18 protein-coding genes are annotated in these 17,680 nt (G+C 71.1%); 11 read left to right on the forward strand and 7 right to left on the reverse strand.

Features of this window, described 5'->3' with window-relative positions; all coding sequences use genetic code 11:
• The 7 genes from nadC to DNK56_RS02795 all read left to right on the forward strand — a co-directional run bounded on the left by nadC (position 1) and on the right by DNK56_RS02795 (position 4,396).
• Positions 1-1,035, forward strand: coding sequence for a carboxylating nicotinate-nucleotide diphosphorylase (nadC, locus tag DNK56_RS02765; protein ID WP_111330115.1), 1,035 nt, complete (start codon positions 1-3; stop codon positions 1,033-1,035).
• Positions 1,035-1,832, forward strand: a complete 798-nt coding sequence (locus DNK56_RS02770; RefSeq protein ID WP_111330116.1) for a type III pantothenate kinase — start codon at positions 1,035-1,037, stop codon at positions 1,830-1,832. Before nadC ends, DNK56_RS02770 begins: the two co-directional genes overlap by 1 nt.
• 160 nt (positions 1,833-1,992) lie before the next feature.
• Positions 1,993-2,565 carry a hypothetical protein gene (locus DNK56_RS02775; protein WP_111330117.1) on the forward strand — a complete coding sequence of 191 codons (573 nt, stop codon included), beginning with the start codon at positions 1,993-1,995 and terminating at the stop codon, positions 2,563-2,565.
• A 43-nt stretch (positions 2,566-2,608) separates the two neighbouring features.
• A complete protein-coding gene (locus DNK56_RS02780) occupies positions 2,609-2,788 on the forward strand; it encodes a hypothetical protein (RefSeq protein WP_111330118.1) in 180 nt (59 codons plus the stop codon).
• A 123-nt stretch (positions 2,789-2,911) separates the two neighbouring features.
• A complete protein-coding gene (locus DNK56_RS02785) occupies positions 2,912-3,349 on the forward strand; it encodes a BlaI/MecI/CopY family transcriptional regulator (protein ID WP_111330119.1) in 438 nt (145 codons plus the stop codon).
• A gap of 9 nt (positions 3,350-3,358) precedes the next feature.
• A complete protein-coding gene (locus DNK56_RS02790; protein WP_111330120.1) occupies positions 3,359-3,916 on the forward strand; it encodes an amino-acid N-acetyltransferase in 558 nt (185 codons plus the stop codon).
• Between the two features lie 144 nt (positions 3,917-4,060).
• Complete coding sequence (locus DNK56_RS02795) at positions 4,061-4,396, forward strand: histone-like nucleoid-structuring protein Lsr2 (protein WP_018102272.1); 336 nt, start codon at positions 4,061-4,063, stop codon at positions 4,394-4,396.
• Here DNK56_RS02795 and DNK56_RS02800 read toward each other — a convergent pair.
• Positions 4,375-4,995 carry an SCO3374 family protein gene (locus tag DNK56_RS02800; protein ID WP_111330121.1) on the reverse strand — a complete coding sequence of 207 codons (621 nt, stop codon included), beginning with the start codon at positions 4,993-4,995 and terminating at the stop codon, positions 4,375-4,377. The genes DNK56_RS02795 and DNK56_RS02800 overlap by 22 nt on opposite strands.
• Positions 4,996-5,435: 440 nt before the next feature.
• Between DNK56_RS02800 and DNK56_RS02810 the strand changes: the two genes are divergently transcribed.
• The 3 genes from DNK56_RS02810 (at position 5,436) to DNK56_RS02820 (ending at position 10,538) form a co-directional block, all read left to right on the forward strand.
• Positions 5,436-7,964, forward strand: a complete 2,529-nt coding sequence (locus DNK56_RS02810; protein WP_111330122.1) for an ATP-dependent Clp protease ATP-binding subunit — start codon at positions 5,436-5,438, stop codon at positions 7,962-7,964.
• Positions 7,965-8,254: 290 nt separating this feature from the next.
• The gene (locus DNK56_RS02815) at positions 8,255-9,472 is read left to right on the forward strand and encodes an outer membrane protein assembly factor BamB family protein (protein ID WP_446750448.1); all 1,218 of its coding nucleotides are present in this window, start codon (positions 8,255-8,257) and stop codon (positions 9,470-9,472) included.
• A 337-nt stretch (positions 9,473-9,809) separates the two neighbouring features.
• Complete coding sequence (locus tag DNK56_RS02820) at positions 9,810-10,538, forward strand: M23 family metallopeptidase (protein WP_111330124.1); 729 nt, start codon at positions 9,810-9,812, stop codon at positions 10,536-10,538.
• A 30-nt stretch (positions 10,539-10,568) separates the two neighbouring features.
• On the opposite strand, the gene DNK56_RS02825 is transcribed toward DNK56_RS02820, so the two are convergent.
• The gene (locus DNK56_RS02825) at positions 10,569-11,153 is read right to left on the reverse strand and encodes a TetR/AcrR family transcriptional regulator (RefSeq protein ID WP_111330125.1); all 585 of its coding nucleotides are present in this window, start codon (positions 11,151-11,153) and stop codon (positions 10,569-10,571) included.
• Positions 11,154-11,276: 123 nt separating this feature from the next.
• Here DNK56_RS02825 and DNK56_RS02830 point away from each other — a divergent pair, with 123 nt between their 5' ends.
• A complete protein-coding gene (locus DNK56_RS02830; protein ID WP_111330126.1) occupies positions 11,277-12,860 on the forward strand; it encodes an MDR family MFS transporter in 1,584 nt (527 codons plus the stop codon).
• Positions 12,861-12,914: 54 nt separating this feature from the next.
• Here the strand turns inward: DNK56_RS02830 and cseC are convergent, their stop codons facing one another.
• The 5 genes from cseC to DNK56_RS02855 form a co-directional block, all read right to left on the reverse strand.
• On the reverse strand, positions 12,915-14,279 hold the full coding sequence (gene cseC / locus DNK56_RS02835) for a two-component system sensor histidine kinase CseC (RefSeq protein WP_111330127.1): 1,365 nt from the start codon (positions 14,277-14,279) through the stop codon (positions 12,915-12,917).
• Positions 14,276-14,980: a two-component system response regulator CseB gene (gene cseB, locus DNK56_RS02840; protein WP_111330128.1), complete on the reverse strand. Its 705-nt coding sequence runs from the start codon at positions 14,978-14,980 to the stop codon at positions 14,276-14,278. The genes cseC and cseB overlap by 4 nt, the downstream gene beginning before the upstream one ends.
• A 10-nt stretch (positions 14,981-14,990) precedes the next feature.
• Positions 14,991-15,719 carry a hypothetical protein gene (locus DNK56_RS02845; RefSeq protein ID WP_111330129.1) on the reverse strand — a complete coding sequence of 243 codons (729 nt, stop codon included), beginning with the start codon at positions 15,717-15,719 and terminating at the stop codon, positions 14,991-14,993.
• Entirely contained in the window at positions 15,707-16,255 is a 549-nt protein-coding gene (locus DNK56_RS02850; protein WP_111330130.1) for a SigE family RNA polymerase sigma factor, read from the reverse strand. The genes DNK56_RS02845 and DNK56_RS02850 overlap by 13 nt, the downstream gene beginning before the upstream one ends.
• Before the next feature lie 356 nt (positions 16,256-16,611).
• Entirely contained in the window at positions 16,612-17,514 is a 903-nt protein-coding gene (locus DNK56_RS02855) for an A/G-specific adenine glycosylase (protein ID WP_111330131.1), read from the reverse strand.
• Positions 17,515-17,680: the final 166 nt, after the last annotated feature.

A 17,680-nucleotide genomic window follows, 5' to 3' on the forward strand; every position in this document is an offset into this window, starting at 1 on the left:
GTGAGCACGCCCGAAGAGAATCCGCGCCCCACCCCCGTGGACGTACCGCTGATCCGGGTCGGCGCGCCCGCGGCCGCTCCGGACGGCTGCGGCGACGGCTGCGGCTGCGGCTGCGGCGGCGAGGAGTACGAGGAGTGCGGGCTCGACCCCGCCCTCGCCCAGCTCCTCCTGGACGCAGGTCTGGACCCGGTCCAGGTCGAGGACGTGGCGCACCTGGCCATCGCGGAGGACCTGGACGGCGGGGTGGACGTCACCACCGTCGCCACCATCGCCGAGGACGCCATGGCCACCGGCGACTTCACCGCCCGCGAGGCCGGGGTGGTGGCCGGGCTGCGGATCGCCGAGGCGGTCCTGTCCATCGTCTGCACCTCCGAGTTCGAGGTCGAGCGGCACGTCGAGGACGGCGACCGGGTCGTCCCCGGCCAGAAGCTGCTCACCGTCACCACCCGCACCCGCGACCTGCTCACCGGCGAGCGCAGCGCCCTGAACCTGCTGTGCCGGCTCTCCGGGATCGCCACCGCCACCCGCGCCTGGGCCGATGTGCTGGAGGGCACCGGCGCGAAGGTCCGCGACACCCGCAAGACCACGCCCGGCCTGCGCGCCCTGGAGAAGTACGCGGTGCGCTGCGGCGGCGGCGTCAACCACCGGTTCTCGCTGTCCGACGCCGCGCTCGTCAAGGACAACCACGTCATCGCCGCGGGCGGGGTCGCCGCCGCGTTCAAGCGGGTCCGGGAGGAGTTCCCGGAGCTGCCCGTCGAGGTCGAGGTGGACACCCCGGAGCAGCTCGCCGAGGTGCTGGAGGCGGGCGCCGACCTGATCCTGCTGGACAACTTCACCCCGGCGCAGACCGCCGACGCGGTCGCCCTGACCGCCGGGCGGGCCGTCCTGGAGTCCTCGGGCCGGCTCTCCCTGGACTCGGCCCGCGCCTACGCGGAGGCCGGGGTCGACTACCTGGCCGTCGGCGCGCTGACCCACTCCTCGCCGATCCTCGACATCGGCCTGGACTTCCGCGACGCCGACGGGGCCGACGCCTGATGCTGCTCACCATCGACGTCGGCAACACCCACACCGTCCTCGGCCTCTTCGACGGCGAGGAGATCGTCGAGCACTGGCGGATCTCCACCGACCCGCGCCGCACCGCCGACGAGCTGGCCGTGCTGCTCCAAGGGCTGATGGGCATGCACCCGCTGCTCGGCATGGAGCTGGGCGACGGCATCGAGGGCATCGCGATCTGCTCCACGGTCCCGGCCGTGCTGCACGAGCTGCGCGAGGTGACCCGCCGCTACTACGGCGACGTCCCGGCCGTGCTCGTGGAGCCCGGCATCAAGACCGGGGTGCCGATCCTGATGGACAACCCGAAGGAGGTCGGCGCGGACCGCATCATCAACGCGGTCGCCGCCGTGGACCTGTACGGCGGCCCGGCGATCGTCGTGGACTTCGGCACCGCCACCACCTTCGACGCGGTCTCGGCGCGCGGCGAGTACACCGGCGGGGTCATCGCGCCCGGCATCGAGATCTCGGTGGACGCGCTGGGCGTACGGGGCGCGCAGCTCCGCAAGATCGAGCTGGCCCGGCCGCGCAGCGTCATCGGCAAGAACACCGTCGAGGCCATGCAGTCCGGCATCATCTACGGCTTCGCCGGCCAGGTGGACGGGGTCGTGGAGCGGATGCGCAAGGAGCTGGCGGCCGACCCGGACGACGTCACCGTCATCGCGACCGGCGGCCTTGCTCCGATGGTGTTGAACGAGTCCTCCGTGATCGACGAGCACGAGCCCTGGCTGACCCTCATCGGACTGCGCCTGGTGTACGAACGCAACGTGTCGCGGCTGTAGCGGCGGCCCCGGGAAACCCCGGCACAGAGCCTTCGGACGGCGGTTCCGCGCGCGCCCGCGCCCCGGAACCGCCGCGCCCGGCGACGGCCAGTTAAGAGGATTTTGTCCCTTTAGCACGTATTGTCGCTTCATGCCCACGCCCTACGGATCATGCGGCGGTATGGCGTTCAGCGCGGACGAGCTGCGAGTGCTCCGACGCGCCCTCGCCTTCGCCCTGCACCCCGCGCCCCTGCCCGACGAGGATGTCCAGGACTGCCTGCGGCTTGCGGGCGGCGTGGACGACGCCGTCGCCGAGGCCGGACGGCTGCGCGCCTTCCTCCTCGCCGACCTCGCCCGCTACCGCGACGCCCTCCCCGGCTCGCTCGGCGGCTATCTGGAGCTCCTCCAGGACGCCCTGGCCGCCGGATACGACCCCCGCCCCGAGGACCTGGCCGCACTGCGCTCGCTGCGCGGCTCCCCGCTCGCCGTCGCGCTCCTGGAGCGGTGCCGGACGCTCGCGGAGCGCTCGGTACGCGCCCGGCTCGCCGGGCGGGCGGTGGCCCGCACGGCCCCGGCGCCCCGCAGCAGGCTCCTCGCGCTGCCCGGCGGGCGGGCCGCGGAGCCGGACAAGCCGAAGACCCCGCCGGCGCCGGTCCGCCCGGTACCGCCCGGCGAGCGCCCGGCCCCGAAGCCCTCGGAGGTCTTCCCGCCGCGCCGCCCGGTGCCCCGGCCGCCGGAGCGCGCCGCCGGGTAGGGCCTCTCGGGGCGCCGGGGAACGGCTCGCTACTCTGGACGGCATGGACTACGTATCCGCGCTCGTGCCCCCCGTGGTGATGGCCGCCTTCTTCATCGGCCTGGTCGTGACGATCGTCAAGAGCCAGGGCGGCCCCAACAAGGCCAAGGAGGACGCGGCCGTGGACGCGGCGATCACCCGCGCCGAAGCGGGCCCGCAGGCCCCGCGCACCGAAGGGGCCTGACCCCTCGGAGGCGCGCCCGGCGCACCTCGTAAACGAAAGGGCGTACGACTCACGAAGAGTCGTACGCCCTTTTGCCGTGCCGAACTGCTGCGCATTCCAGACATCTGGCACTAAGGTGACGCTGTGCCCCGTCAATTGGGAGAGCTTGAGGACGCCGTGATGACACGGGTCTGGGAATGGAACCGTCCGGTCACCGTCCGGGAAGTCCTGGAGGACCTTCAGCGGGAGCGGTCCATCGCCTACACCACCGTCATGACGGTAATGGACAATCTCCATCAGAAGGGCTGGGTCCGCCGCGAAGTGGAGGGCCGCGCATATCGCTATACGGCCGTCTCCACCCGTGCCGCATATGCCGCTGCCCTGATGAACGAAGCCTGGTCGCACAGCGACAACCCGGCGGCCGCGCTGGTCGCCTTCTTCGGCATGATGTCCGCCGAGCAGCGCGAAGCCCTGCGGGACGCGATGCGGATCGTTCTGCCCACTCTTCCCGAGGACGGCCCGCCCCCCGGCGGGGAAGCCGGTGAACCGGTCGATGACCCGGAGCCCGCCGGCGAGCGATAGCGTCTGCGTATGTCCTCTGAGCTTCCGCAAACCGATTTGCAGACCGAACCGTCGGTTATAAACGTGGCCATCACCGTCCGGCGCGCACGGACGAGCGATGTGGCGGCCGTCCGACGACTCCTCGACGGCTACGTGAGGGAAGGCATCCTCCTCGACAAAGCCACGGTCACGCTTTACGAGGACATCCAGGAGTTCTGGGTCGCCGAACGGGACGAGGACGCGGCCGTCGTCGGCTGCGGCGCACTGCACGTGATGTGGGAAGACCTCGCCGAAGTCCGCACGCTCGCCGTCGACCACGGCCTGCGCGGCTCCGGCGTGGGGCATCAAGTCCTGGACAAGCTGCTGCGCACCGCCCGCTGGCTGGGCGTCCGCCGGGTTTTCTGTCTCACCTTCGAAGTCGAGTTCTTCGCGAAGCACGGCTTCGTGGAGATCGGAGAGACGCCGGTCGACGGAGATGTCTACAGTGAGCTGCTGCGTTCCTATGACGAGGGAGTCGCGGAGTTCCTCGGTCTCGAACGAGTGAAGCCGAACACCTTGGGCAACAGCCGGATGCTTCTGCACCTGTGACCGCCGGAACTTGGGCGATCCCTATGTCCGAATCGCGCACGTTTCCCGGCCCGTTGTGCCCTTGAACCTCTCCCGAGGGTTTGTGTTTTCCGGGGAAAAGCGGTTTCCTTTCCGCGTACTCCATTTTCGATGAAAGGAAATCCGGTGGCACAGAAGGTTCAGGTCCTTCTTGTTGACGACCTCGACGGTGGCGAGGCGGACGAGACGGTGACGTTCGCGCTGGATGGCAAGACGTACGAGATCGACCTCACCACCAGCAACGCCGACAAGCTGCGTTCCCTTCTCGAGCCCTACGCGAAGAACGGCCGGCGTACCGGTGGCCGTGCGGCGTCGGGCCGCGGCAAGGGCCGCGCCGTCTCCGGCGGCAACAAGGACACCGCCGAGATCCGTAAGTGGGCCCGCGAGAACGGCCACAACGTGAATGACCGCGGCCGCGTCCCGGCGGAGATCCGTGAGGCCTACGAGAAGGCCAACGGCTGAGTCGCGGACTCGTCGTGGAACACGCCCGCCCGGGCGCGAGCAAGCCGGACCCGGTGGCATTCCGCGGCCACCGCGTCCACGAGCCGGACGAGGTCGGGAGCATCTCCATCCCCGCTCCCGAAGCCGGAGAAGGCCGGAAGAACCGGCGCCTCGTCCTGTTCCGGTGACGGCCAGGGGGGTCGCAGCCAGGAGGCGGCCCCCGGCTCCACCGGCACGCCCGGCGGCGGCGGTGCGGTGATCCGCCCGCCCGCGCCCAGACCGGCCAGCGGGAGCGCGACCCCGCTCCACTCCAGCCAGTCCAGCAGCCCCGGCAGCTCCTCCGCGCTCCCCGGCGCGACCAGCAGCGCCAGCCGTGGCCCCCGCAGCGCCACCGGACCGCTCCGGCCCACCCGCCGCAGCGCAGCCCGGCCCGCCGCGGCGGGGACGACCAGCGCGTCGAACCGCAGCCCGGTCGGCAGCCGCACGGGCGGACCGGCCACCGCGGCCCAGCCCAACTCCCGCTCGTACCACCCGGCCCAGCCGGCCCCCGGCCCGCCCGGAGCCTCACCGCCGGACTCGGCGGACGACGGGGCGCGGGGCGGCGGGACGGTGAGGGCCATGACGGAACAACGCCCGGCCGGACCCCGGAGTTACGCCTCGCTTACGGGCGACAGCGTAGGGTGTCCGGGTTGGGGGCGTACGGGCGCATTCAGGAGTACGAAGATGTTCGCCCGTAGCGGAGGGAACCCGCGTACGCCGCATGGACTGTCTGTAATTGCGGGTAAGACATCCCTAGTGGGGAGGGGCGACACGCAAGTCATACACGTCTCACGTTCGCCATCGGCGTACTGGCGACTCGGGTATCTGTCTGGCCTGCGGGAACATCGTCTCGCACCATCGAGTTGGAGCAGTTGTCGGCGTTCGGGGCGGGTATCCGCCAGGAAGCAGGGCCGAGTGTCGGCCGTTGAAATGAGCGGTCCCCGCTTGCGGGACTAAGCTGCGGAAGGACAGGGAGGGGACCGCCCCCTTACTGCCTGACCGCTCTGAGGAGCGATTAACGATGTTCGAGAGGTTCACCGACCGCGCGCGGCGGGTTGTCGTCCTGGCTCAGGAAGAAGCCCGGATGCTCAACCACAACTACATCGGCACCGAGCACATCCTCCTGGGCCTGATCCACGAGGGTGAGGGTGTCGCCGCTAAGGCCCTGGAGAGCCTCGGGATTTCGCTCGAGGCGGTCCGCCAGCAGGTGGAGGAGATCATCGGCCAGGGCCAGCAGGCCCCGTCCGGCCACATCCCCTTCACTCCCCGAGCCAAGAAGGTCCTGGAGCTCTCGCTCCGCGAGGCCCTCCAGCTCGGCCACAACTACATCGGCACGGAGCACATCCTGCTCGGCCTGATCCGCGAGGGCGAGGGCGTCGCCGCCCAGGTCCTCGTGAAGCTCGGCGCCGACCTGAACCGGGTGCGCCAGCAGGTCATCCAGCTGCTGTCCGGATACTCCGGCGGCAAGGAGGCGGCCACCGCCGGCGGCCCCGCCGAGGGCACGCCCTCCACCTCGCTGGTGCTCGACCAGTTCGGCCGCAACCTCACGCAGGCCGCCCGCGAATCCAAGCTCGACCCGGTCATCGGGCGCGAGAAGGAGATCGAGCGGGTCATGCAGGTGCTCTCCCGCCGTACGAAGAACAACCCGGTCCTCATCGGCGAGCCCGGCGTCGGCAAGACGGCGGTCGTCGAGGGCCTGGCGCAGGCCATCGTCAAGGGCGAGGTGCCCGAGACCCTCAAGGACAAGCACCTCTACACCCTGGACCTCGGCGCGCTGGTCGCCGGCTCCCGCTACCGCGGTGACTTCGAGGAGCGCCTGAAGAAGGTCCTCAAGGAGATCCGCACCCGCGGCGACATCATCCTGTTCATCGACGAGCTGCACACCCTGGTGGGTGCGGGCGCCGCCGAGGGCGCGATCGACGCCGCGAGCATCCTCAAGCCGATGCTGGCGCGGGGCGAGCTGCAGACCATCGGCGCCACCACGCTCGACGAGTACCGCAAGCACCTGGAGAAGGACGCCGCGCTGGAGCGCCGCTTCCAGCCCATCCAGGTCGCCGAGCCGTCGCTGCCGCACACCATCGAGATCCTCAAGGGTCTGCGCGACCGCTACGAGGCCCACCACCGCGTGTCCATCACGGACGAGGCGCTGGTCCAGGCCGCCACGCTGGCCGACCGCTACATCTCGGACCGCTTCCTGCCGGACAAGGCGATCGACCTGATCGACGAGGCCGGTTCCCGGATGCGCATCCGCCGGATGACCGCGCCGCCGGACCTCCGCGAGTTCGACGAGAAGATCGCGGGCGTCCGCCGCGACAAGGAGTCGGCCATCGACTCCCAGGACTTCGAGAAGGCGGCCTCCCTCCGCGACAAGGAGAAGCAGCTGCTGGCGGCGAAGGCCAAGCGCGAGAAGGAGTGGAAGGCCGGCGACATGGACGTCGTGGCCGAGGTCGACGGCGAGCTGATCGCCGAGGTCCTCGCCACCGCCACCGGCATCCCGGTCTTCAAGCTGACGGAGGAGGAGTCCTCCCGGCTGCTGCGCATGGAGGACGAGCTCCACAAGCGCGTCATCGGGCAGAAGGACGCCATCAAGGCGCTCTCGCAGGCCATCCGCCGTACGCGGGCCGGCCTCAAGGACCCGAAGCGCCCCGGTGGTTCGTTCATCTTCGCCGGCCCGTCCGGTGTCGGTAAGACCGAGCTGTCCAAGACGCTCGCCGAGTTCCTCTTCGGTGACGAGGACGCGCTGATCTCCCTCGACATGTCGGAGTTCAGCGAGAAGCACACGGTCTCGCGCCTCTTCGGTTCGCCCCCCGGCTACGTGGGCTACGAGGAGGGCGGGCAGCTCACCGAGAAGGTGCGCCGCAAGCCGTTCTCCGTCGTCCTGTTCGACGAGGTCGAGAAGGCCCACCCCGACATCTTCAACTCCCTGCTCCAGATCCTGGAGGACGGTCGCCTGACCGACTCCCAGGGCCGGGTCGTGGACTTCAAGAACACGGTCATCATCATGACGACCAACCTCGGGACGCGGGACATCTCCAAGGGCTTCAACCTGGGCTTCGCCGCCCAGGGCGACGTCAAGACCAACTACGAGCGGATGAAGGTCAAGGTCAACGAAGAGCTCAAGCAGCACTTCCGGCCCGAGTTCCTCAACCGTGTCGACGACACCGTCGTCTTCCACCAGCTCAGCCAGGAAGACATCATCGAGATCGTCGACCTGATGATCGCCAAGGTGGACGAGCGGCTCAAGGACCGTGACATGGGCATCGAGCTCAGCGCGGACGCCAAGAAGCTGCTGGCCCGGAAGGGCTACGACCCCGTGATGGGCGCCCGGCCGCTGCGCCGGACGATCCAGCGCGAGATCGAGGACGTCCTCTCCGAGAAGATCCTCTTCGGCGAGCTGCGCCCCGGCCACATCGTGGTCGTCGGCAGCGAGGGCGAGGGCGACGACGAGAAGTTCACCTTCCGCGGCGAGGAGAAGTCGGCACTGCCCGACGTCCCGCCGATCGAGCAGGCGGCAGGCGGCGCCGGCCCGAACATGACGAAGGAGGCGTGAGCGGCCACCGCCGCCCTGCGGGGCGGTAGGGCCCGAACGTCCGAAGGAGCGGCCCCGGACCGGTTTCGACCGGCCGGGGCCGCTCCTTTTCCGTATGTGCGCTCTCTTTGTTTTCGCATGCGCGACGGTGACAGCCGCGTCACAGAAGGGTCCCGGTCGCGTTCGCTACGCGCGTTGGCCGAAATCGGCTCGTTAATCTGGCCCCGCCTCGGGCGTCCTGCCCGAGGAAGGTTTTTCGTTCGCAAACGAAGAGCCCCGGAGAGTTGAGCGGCAAGGGGGATGGGCACGCCATGGGCAGAGGCGAAGTGTCACGCAGGCGGATGATCGGGCTGGCCGGAGCCGGGCTGCTGGCGCTGGGCGCCGGGACCGCGGCCTGCGGTCCGGTGGAGGAGCCGATCGAGGGCGGCGGCTCGGAGCCGGGCGGGGGCTCGGGCTCGAAGAAGCCGGGCGGCGGCGCCCCCGCGCCGGGCGGAAAGCCCGAGCCGGCCTGGCAGCACGCCACCACCTTCGACGGACTGGCCTGGATCGCCGGGGTCGCCGTGGTGGACGACGTGGTCCTCGTCTCCGGCGACCCGCTGGTGGCCCGCGACCTGGCCACCGGCAAGGAGATCTGGTCCCGCGCGGAGGTGACCACCCCCGGCGCGAGCATGCTGATCGCCGACGGCACCCTCTACCTGGCCAGCGCCCGCTACGACGGCAACGTCATCGGGCTCGACCCCAGGACCGGCCGGGACACCTGGCGCAGCCGGCTGGGCGACAAGGAGTACGCGCAGCCGCGGGTCATCGCGGCGGACGCCGACCACGTCTACGTCATCGCGGGAATCCTGGACAAGAACTTCCGGACCCCGGACAACGTGATCGCCGCCATCGCCACCGGTTCCGGCAAGGTCGTCTGGCGCGAGCAGCGCGACCACGGCACCGACCAGTACGGCATCACCGCGCAGGCCGTCGGCAAGCGCCTCGTCTACACCGACTTCCGCGAGAACCTCACGGTCCGGGACACCGCGACCGGCCACCAGGTGTGGACGAAGAAGGTCGGCCGCACCAGCAACCGGGGCTTCGCGGTCCACGACGGCCTGGTCGTCGTGGCGATCGGCGAGCGGCTGCGCGCCTTCGACCTGGAGACGGGCGCGGAGCGCTGGTCCTTCGCGACGGAGAAGTACAGCCGGTTCAACGACCCGGCCGTGCTGGACGGCGTGCTGTACGTCTCCGACACCGCCCACGGCCTGTGGGCGGCCGACCCGGCGACCGGAAAGCGCCACTGGCACAACAAGGGAAGCCTGGACGTGGCCGCCCCCTGGCAGTTCGCCAAGGTGGGCGACGTCCTCTACGGGGCGACCCAGTTCGACAAGAACGGCGGCGTCCACGCCTTCGACCCGGCGAACGGCAAGGTGCTGTGGACGTACAACGACGGCTCCGGCGACATCGACCGCTGGTATCTGGCGGCAGGCGGCAAGACCGTGGTCGGGCTGCACGCGAAGAAGGTGACCGCGCTGCCCGTGGGGTAGCGCCCGGCACCGGGCCGAAGGTCCCGAAACGGACGGCCTTCGGTCCCACCGCCGGTGACAAGGCGCACAGGCCGTTCAGGGCCTACTAGCCGCCATAGGAGAAACGGGCCCGATGCGTCGGGGGGCTTGCCGCCCTCCGGCGAGCGGGCCCTTGGCATATCGGGCGACCGGCACTAAAGAGGGTGATTCCGGTTACGCGGCCGGTGAATTCCCCCGGTGATCGCTACGGCTTTTGTTCGTAGATGGGGTGTTTGAGCACCGGCGGGGGTGCGGGTTACCAAGGTATGGCCAGCCCGGCGCACCGCCGGGTCCAGTCATCTCCGGAGGATTTCCGCTTATGTCGAAGCGCGTTACGTTCCAGCCCCGCCGCCGCCCGTCCGTGTCCCGTGTCCGTGGCGCCGTGGTGGCAGCCGGCCTGGGGACGTCGATGGTTCTCGGTGCGGGCGCTGCGTTCGCGGCCGGCCATGCGGACGCCCCCCAGGCCCCGGTCCTGGCCGGCTCGGTCACCGCCGACTCGGTCGCCAAGCAGGCGGCCGCGCAGGGCAAGGCCGCCGAGCACACCGCCGCCAAGAAGGCGGAGGAGGCCAAGAAGAAGGCCGCGGCCGCGAAGAAGAAGGCCGCCGCCAAGAAGAAGGCCGCCGCGAAGCTTCCCTGGAAGTCGCCGGTCACGCACTACGAGCTGAGCGCCGGCTACGGCAACGACGGCAGCCGCTGGGCGCACAAGCACTCCGGCCAGGACTTCGCCGTGCCGATCGGCACCAAGGTCGGCGCCGCCCACGGCGGCACCGTCGTCAAGGCCGGCCCGAACGGCGGCGGTGACGGCCCGGCGTACGGCAACGCCGTCGTGATCTCGCACGGCAACGGCACGTACTCCCAGTACGCGCACCTGTCCAAGATCGACGTGCACATCGGCCAGCACGTGAAGAAGGGCCAGAAGATCGCCCTGTCCGGCAACACCGGCAACTCCAGCGGCCCGCACCTGCACTTCGAGATCCGGACCACCCCGAACTACGGCTCGGCGGTCAACCCGGTCAACTTCCTGCACAAGCACGGCATCAAGGTCTGATTCCGGTCAGGCCGTGACCCCGCCCCCCGGCTACCGGGGGGCCTGCGGGTCATGGGCCCGGACGATCAGTTCGACGGCGACCTCAAGGGCGGCCCTGCGCTTCTCCTCGGGGTCGCTGTCGACATCCTTCAGGGCGATCAGCCCGGCGTGCAGTGTGAAGAGCGCGCTGAAACACCGGACCTGTTCGGTGAGCGATGCGTCGGGTTCCTTGATCAGATCCACCAGGCCCAGGGCCCGGCGTTTGATGGTCTCGCCGATGCTCAGATCGCGTACCGTCGCCTGGTTCTCGTGCACGAAGCGGAAGAGCGGGGCCGCGTGGGCCAGCGCCTCGCTGTAGCGGCGGAGGAGTTCCTTCTTCGTCTCCAGGGTGCGCGGCTGCCCCCTGCCCCAGGCGACCAGTTCCTGGACCGGCCGGTCCAGGTCCTCGAAGATGCTGACGAGGATGTCTTCCTTCGTCTTGAAGTGGTAGTAGAGCGCCGCCTTGGTGACGTCCAGCTGCTCGGCGATCTCCCGGAGCGAGGTCTTCTCGTAGCCCTGATCGGCGAAGAGCTCCAGGGCGACGTCCTGGATGCGCTGGCGCGTGTTGCCCCGGCGCGGCTGCGGCGTGCTGCCCATGGTGCTCTCCCAAAAACTTACTTGACGCCCGGCTAGTTACGGGTCTACCTTCCCTCAGTGTAATAACTAGCCGGGCGGCAAGTAAGGGTTCGGCGAGCGGGACGAATCGGGGAGCTGGGGACGATGGCGGATCTCATCAGGGCCAAGGGCGAGAAGAAGGACGGCCCACCGGCCGGCCCGGCGGAACCCCAGGGGCCGCCGCAGCGCAGCGTCCGGGTGGTGATCCTCGCCCTGATGATCGCCATGCTGCTGGCGATGCTGGACAGCCTGATCGTCGGCACCGCGATGCCGACCATCGTCGGTGACCTCGGCGGCCTGGAACACCTCTCCTGGGTCGTCACCTCCTACACCCTGGCCACCGCCGCCTCCACCCCCATCTGGGGCAAGCTCGGCGACATGTACGGACGCAAGGGCATCTTCCTCACGTCCATCGTGATCTTCCTGATCGGCTCGGTGCTCAGCGGCATGGCCCAGGACATGGGCCAGCTCATCGGCTTCCGGGCCGTCCAGGGACTCGGCGCCGGCGGCCTGATGGTCGGCGTCATGGCGATCATCGGCGACCTCGTGCCGCCCCGCGAGCGCGGCAAGTACCAGGGCATGATGGCCGGCGTGATGGCCATCGCCATGATCGGCGGACCGCTCGTCGGCGGCACCCTCACCGACCACCTGGGCTGGCGCTGGAGCTTCTACATCAACCTGCCGCTGGGCGCCGTCGCCCTCGTCATGATCACCACGGTGCTCCACCTGCCCGCGCGCGAGCGCACCACCCGCAAGGTCGACTACCTGGGCGCCGCGCTGCTCACCGTGGGCATCACCGCCATCGTGCTCGTCACCACCTGGGGCGGTTCCGAGTACGACTGGGACTCCGCGGTCATCATGGAGCTGATCGCCATCGGCGTCGCCGCGCTGGCCGGCTTCCTCTTCGTCGAGACCAGGGCCGACGAACCGATCATCCCGCTCCACATCTTCCGCAACCGCAACTTCACGCTCATGTCCGTGATCGGCTTCATGACCGGGTTCGTCATGTTCGGCGCGGTGCTCTTCCTGCCGCTCTACCAGCAGTCCGTCCAGGGCGCGTCCGCGACCAACTCCGGGCTGCTGCTCCTGCCGATGCTGCTCGCGATGATGCTCGTCTCGCTCGTCGCGGGCCGGGTCACCACCAGCACCGGCCGGTACAAGGTCTTCCCCATCGTGGGCTCGATCCTGATGGTCGCGGGCCTGTTCCTCCTCGCGCGGATGGACACCGGCACGACCCGGCTGACCTCCGGCATCTACATGGCGGTGCTCGGCGCCGGCATGGGCTTCCTGATGCAGATCACCATGCTCGTCGCGCAGAACAGCGTCGAGATGAAGGACATGGGCGTCGCCTCGTCCTCCACCACCCTCTTCCGTACGCTCGGCAGCTCGTTCGGCGTCGCCATCATGGGCGCGCTGTTCACCGGCCGGGTCCAGGACGAGATGGCCTCCCGCGGCGGCGGCGCGGCCACCGCGCACTCCGCCCAGCTGGACGCCGCGAGCCTCGCCAAGCTGCCCGCACAGGCCCGCGAGGCGTACGAGCTCGCCGTGGCGTCCGGCACCCACATCGCGTTCACGGTCGCCGCGTCGGTCGGCCTGATCGCGGTCGTCGCCTCCCTGTTCGTCAAGGAGGTCCCGCTGCGCGGCGCCGGCCCCGAGGCGAAGGCCGCCCCGGCGGTCGCGGAGGTCTGAGCCACATACGCGAGGGCCCCCGGGACGACACCGCCCCGGGGGCCCTCGCCCGTCTCAGCCGCCGCGCTTCGCCCGCGTGCCGTCCTCCGCCTCCGGGACCCGCTGCTCCGCGAACTGGAGCATGGGATAGCTGCCCGTGTCCGTGGGCGCGTGCTCGGGCAGCCACAGCACCGCGACCGCCCCGCCCTCGCCCGCCGCCGCACCCTCCGGCGCCGCGTTGCGGAAGGTCAGCCGGGCCCCCAGCACCCGCGCCTGCCCGGCCGCGATCGTCAGCCCGAGCCCGTGGCCATGGCCCGCCCGGTCGGTCGCCCCGGTACGGAACCGGCTCGGCCCCTCCCGCAGCAGCGCCGCCGGGAAACCGGGCCCGTGGTCGCGGACCCGGACCACCCGGCCCTCGACCGTGACCTCCACCGGGGTCGAGCCGTGCTTGGCGGCGTTGCCCAGCAGATTGCCCAGGATGCGTTCGAGGCGGCGCGGATCGGTGTTCACCCACGACTCGTGCACCACCCGCACCCGCACCTGCGGGTCCAGCAGCGCCACCCGGCGGGCGACGAACTCGCCCAGCGCTATCTCCTGGAGCTCGGCCCGCTCCGACGCGCTGTCCAGCCGGGCCACCTCCAGCACGTCCTCGACCAGCGTGCGCATCGCCTGCGCCCGGTCCCGCACCAGCTCGGTGGGCCGGCCCGGCGGCAGCAGCTCCGCAGCCGTCAGCAGCCCGGTCACCGGGGTCCGCAGCTCGTGCGCGATGTCCGCCGTGACCCGGCGCTCCGCCTCGATCCGCTCGTTCAGCGCGTCCGTCAGCGCGTCCACCGCACCGGCCAGCTCATCGGTCTCGTCGCGCACGACCCCGCCGACCGCGTCCCTGACCCGGACGTCCGTATGGCCCTGGGCCACCCTCCCGGCGGCGGCCGCCGCCTTCCGCAGCCGGCGCGAGAGCTGGCCGCCGATCAGCACGCCCAGCGCCGAACCGCCCAGGACCACCGAGACCGAACCGATCAGCAGCGCCCGGTCCAGATCGCCCAGGATCGTGACCGAGCGGTCCGCGAACCGGGTGTGCAGCGACAGCACGTTCCCGTTGCCCACCGGCACCGCCGCCCAGACGTCGGGCACCCCGCCGGAGTCGTCCACATGCGTGGCGCGGCGGTTGCGCCGGGTCTCCTCGCGCAGGCTCTGCGGCATCGTCGGGTCGTTCAGCTTCGCCCCGAACCGGGGATCGGCCTTCTTCGCGCCCCGCGACTCGTAGAGCAGCTGCGCGTACGTCAGCCGCTCCAGCTGCACCTCGCGGGCGTTCTCCAGCATCGAGACCCGGGCCGCGTTGTGCACCACCAGGCTGAGCGCGACCGCGATCAGCGCCCCGACCGCCGCGATCGCGATGCTGATCTTCCAACGGACCCCGGTCCGCAGGGAGGGCCGCCTCATGCGCGGAGCTTGTAGCCGAAACCGCGGACCGTCTCGATGCGGTCCTGGCCGATCTTCGTGCGCAGCCGCTGCACATGGACGTCCACCACCCGGGTGTCCCCGCCCCAGCCGTAGTCCCACACCCGCTCAAGGAGCTTGTCGCGGGAGAGCACGGTGCCGGGCGCCGAGGAGAATTCGAGGAGCAGCCGCATCTCGGTGGGGGTCAGCGCCACATGCGTACCGCCCCTGCGCACCTCCATGCCCTCGGTGTCGACCTCCAGGTCCCCGAAGACCAGCACCCCGCCCTCCGGCGCGGGCTCCGGCCGGCCGGAGCCGGACGCGTCGCCCGAGGCATGGCCGAAGCGGCGCAGCACAGCCCTGATCCGGGCCACCAGGACGGCCCCGTCGAACGGCTTGGTGACGTAGTCGTCGGCACCGGCCTCCAGGCCGAGGACCACGTCGATGGAGTCGGCCCGCGCCGACAGCATGATCACGGGAACCGTCGACTCGTCCCGGATGCGGCGGCACAGGCTCACCCCGTCCAGGCCGGGGACCATCACGTCGAGCAGGGCGATGTCGGGCCGGTCGGCCCGGAACGCCTCAAGGCCGGTCAGCCCGTCCGGCACCGCGGTGACCGCGAAGCCGACCCGTTCCAGGGCGAGCTGGGTGGCCTCGCGGATCACGTCGTCGTCCTCGACGAACAGCACATGGGTCTCGGCCATCGGAGAGCTCTCAGTTCCTCGGCGGTTCCGTGGGCTCGGGGAGGGCCTCGTCGCCCGTGCCCACGGCTCGGTTGAAGTCGTTCAGCACCCGGTCCTCCTCGCCGAACCGGCCGCTCGCCCAGTGGTACGTGATCACTTCCTCGCCCGAGGGATAGGCGACCTGGTCCTTCTTCTCGTACATCTGGATCGTCACCACCAGATCCCCGCGGTCGATGGTGCCGTAGACGGCGGGCTGCTCGACCGAAAACACGTTCTGGTACGTGCCGTCGGCGCGCGGCCGGTAGACGTAGGTGCCGACCCCGATGGAGTCGCCGCAGGTCATCACGTTCACCACGACGTCCGCGGCCGGGCCGCCGGTGAGCTTCCCGTACGAGGTGTCCACCGGGTACTCGTCCCCGCTGCACGGCTTCAGGTCCATCCGGACCCGGCCGCTCACCTTCGGGTCCGCCTTGAGCAGCGCCACCGCGTCCACCCGGGGCGCGGGCCTGGCCGTGGACGCGGCCGTCGTACTGGGGGTGACCCGGGCGACCGGGTCGGTGCCCGCCGGGCCCTCGTCCCGCGTGCCCGTGCCGCCGGTGGAGCAGCTGACGGCGAACAGCCCGAAGACGGCGAGCCCGGCCAGTGCCGCACTGCTCGCCGCCCAGCGGGTCAGCGGGCGCGTCGGCCCGCCGCCGGTCGTTCCCCCGCCCGTTCTGCCGGTGATCCTGCCGTCGTCACCGCTGCCTGTCAGGCCGCGCACCGCTCCCGCCCCCGCTCCTCGGCGAGCCGGGTCTCCCGGCTCGCCGCCTCCCTGTTCTCCAGTTCCTGGCGCAGCCGCGCCAGCGCACGGTGCAGCGTGCTCTTCACCGTACCGGCGGACATGCCGAGCGCCGCCGCCGTCTCCTCCGTGCTCATCTGCTCCCAGTGTCGCAGCACGACGACACTGCGCTGCTTGGGCGCCAGCACGCCGAGGATGTCCATCAGCAGGGCGCGGTCGGCGCGCTGCTCGGTGCCGTCCTCGATGCTGGCGTCGGGGAGCTGCTCGGTGGGGACCTCGTCGAGCTTGCGGGCCCGCCACCACTCGGTCCGCGTGTTGATCATGACGCGGCGCAGGTAGGCGTCGGCCAGCGACTTGTCCTCGATCCGGTCCCAGCGGCCGTAGGTGCGGGCCAGCGCGGTCTGGAGGAGGTCCTGTGCGTCCACCGGGTCCGGGACGAGCCGGCGCGCACTGCGCAGCAGCGCCTCCTGCCGGGTCCGTACGTACTCCTCGAAGCCGAGCACCTCGCCCTGCGCCATCACAACCGCCTCCATCCCCGATAACCCCGTAGTACCGCTCGTCGTTCCGCGTGTTCCGCCGCCGGTCCGCTGGTCGTACGGACCGACGTCGGTGACGCTACGGAGCTGTTGTCACGAGGCTGTGCGGAGCAGCCGTAGGCGGGCGCACGGCTGTCCATCGGTTGTGTAACAGCGCGGGACGGGGTACCCGGACGGGGGACCGCCGCGGACCCGCGCCCCGACGCGGATACGGGCCCGCCCGCCCCGTCATGATCGCGGGGCGGGCGGGCCCGTACCAGGGCTGTGACGAAGCCGGGCGGGCCCGGTCGCCGGTCTGTGACGAACCCGGGCGCGCCGGGCCCGGCACGGCGGGCGCGTCAGGTCAGCGGAAGCCGGTAGCGGCCGCCGGCCAGCGGCTCGACGAGCCCGTCGGCGACCAGCCCGTCCAGTGCGCGGGCGCGCTGCACCGGCTCCTCCCACACCGCGTCGAGCGCGGCCTGGGGGACCGGGCCGACCGAGTCCCGCAGGACGGCGAGGAGTCGGCCGCGCACCTGGCGGTCCGTGCCGGCGTACGTCTGGCCCCGGCGCGGCGGCCCCTGGTGCGCGGGCTTCCCGGCGAGCCGCCAGGCGCACCGGTCGGCGATGGGGCAGCGCGAGCAGTCCTCGTTCTTCGCGGTGCAGACGAGGGCGCCCAGCTCCATCGTGGCCGCCGCCCACTGCGCCGCCCGCTCGTCCTCCTCGGGCAGCAGTTCACGGGCGAGCCTGCGCTCGGCGGCGGTGGTCGCGTTCGGCGGGTACTGGATGCCGGTGGCGGCCCGCGCGAAGACACGGCGGACGTTGGTGTCGAGGACGGCGTGGCGCTGCCGGTACGCGAACGAGGCCACGGCCGCCGCCGTGTACTCGCCGATGCCGGGCAGGGCGAGCAACTGGGCGTGCTCGCTGGGTACGTCGCCGCCGTGCCGTTCCGTTATCGCCTGGGCGGCCCCGTGCAGCCGCAGGGCGCGGCGCGGGTAGCCGAGCCGGCCCCAGGCGCGGACCGCCTCGCCGGGCGGTTCGGCGGCCAGGTCGGCGGGGCGCGGCCAGCGGGCCAGCCACTGCTCGTACACGGGCAGGACGCGGTTGACGGGGGTCTGCTGCAGCATGAACTCGCTCACCATCACACCCCAGGCGCCCGCCTCGGGGCGGCGCCAGGGAAGATCGCGGGCGTGCTGGTCGAACCACCCGATGACGGGGGCGTGGAGGAAGGCGGGGGTCGTCTGGGTCGCAGTCGTGGCAGTCATCGCACCTTCGATCCTGACACGGCGTTCCGGTATGTGGCTTCACGCCCCGCGTGCCGTTGCGGCAACTGGCCGATGGCCCTTTTTTCGGGGCCTTCGCGTCGCCGACTCTGAGTAAACGATTCATCACGGACGATCACATCGGGCGCCCGCGATGCCCGAACTGGCC

The sequence above is a fragment of the Streptomyces sp. AC1-42W genome, assembly GCF_003248355.1.
Classification (GTDB): Bacteria; Actinomycetota; Actinomycetes; order Streptomycetales; family Streptomycetaceae; genus Streptomyces.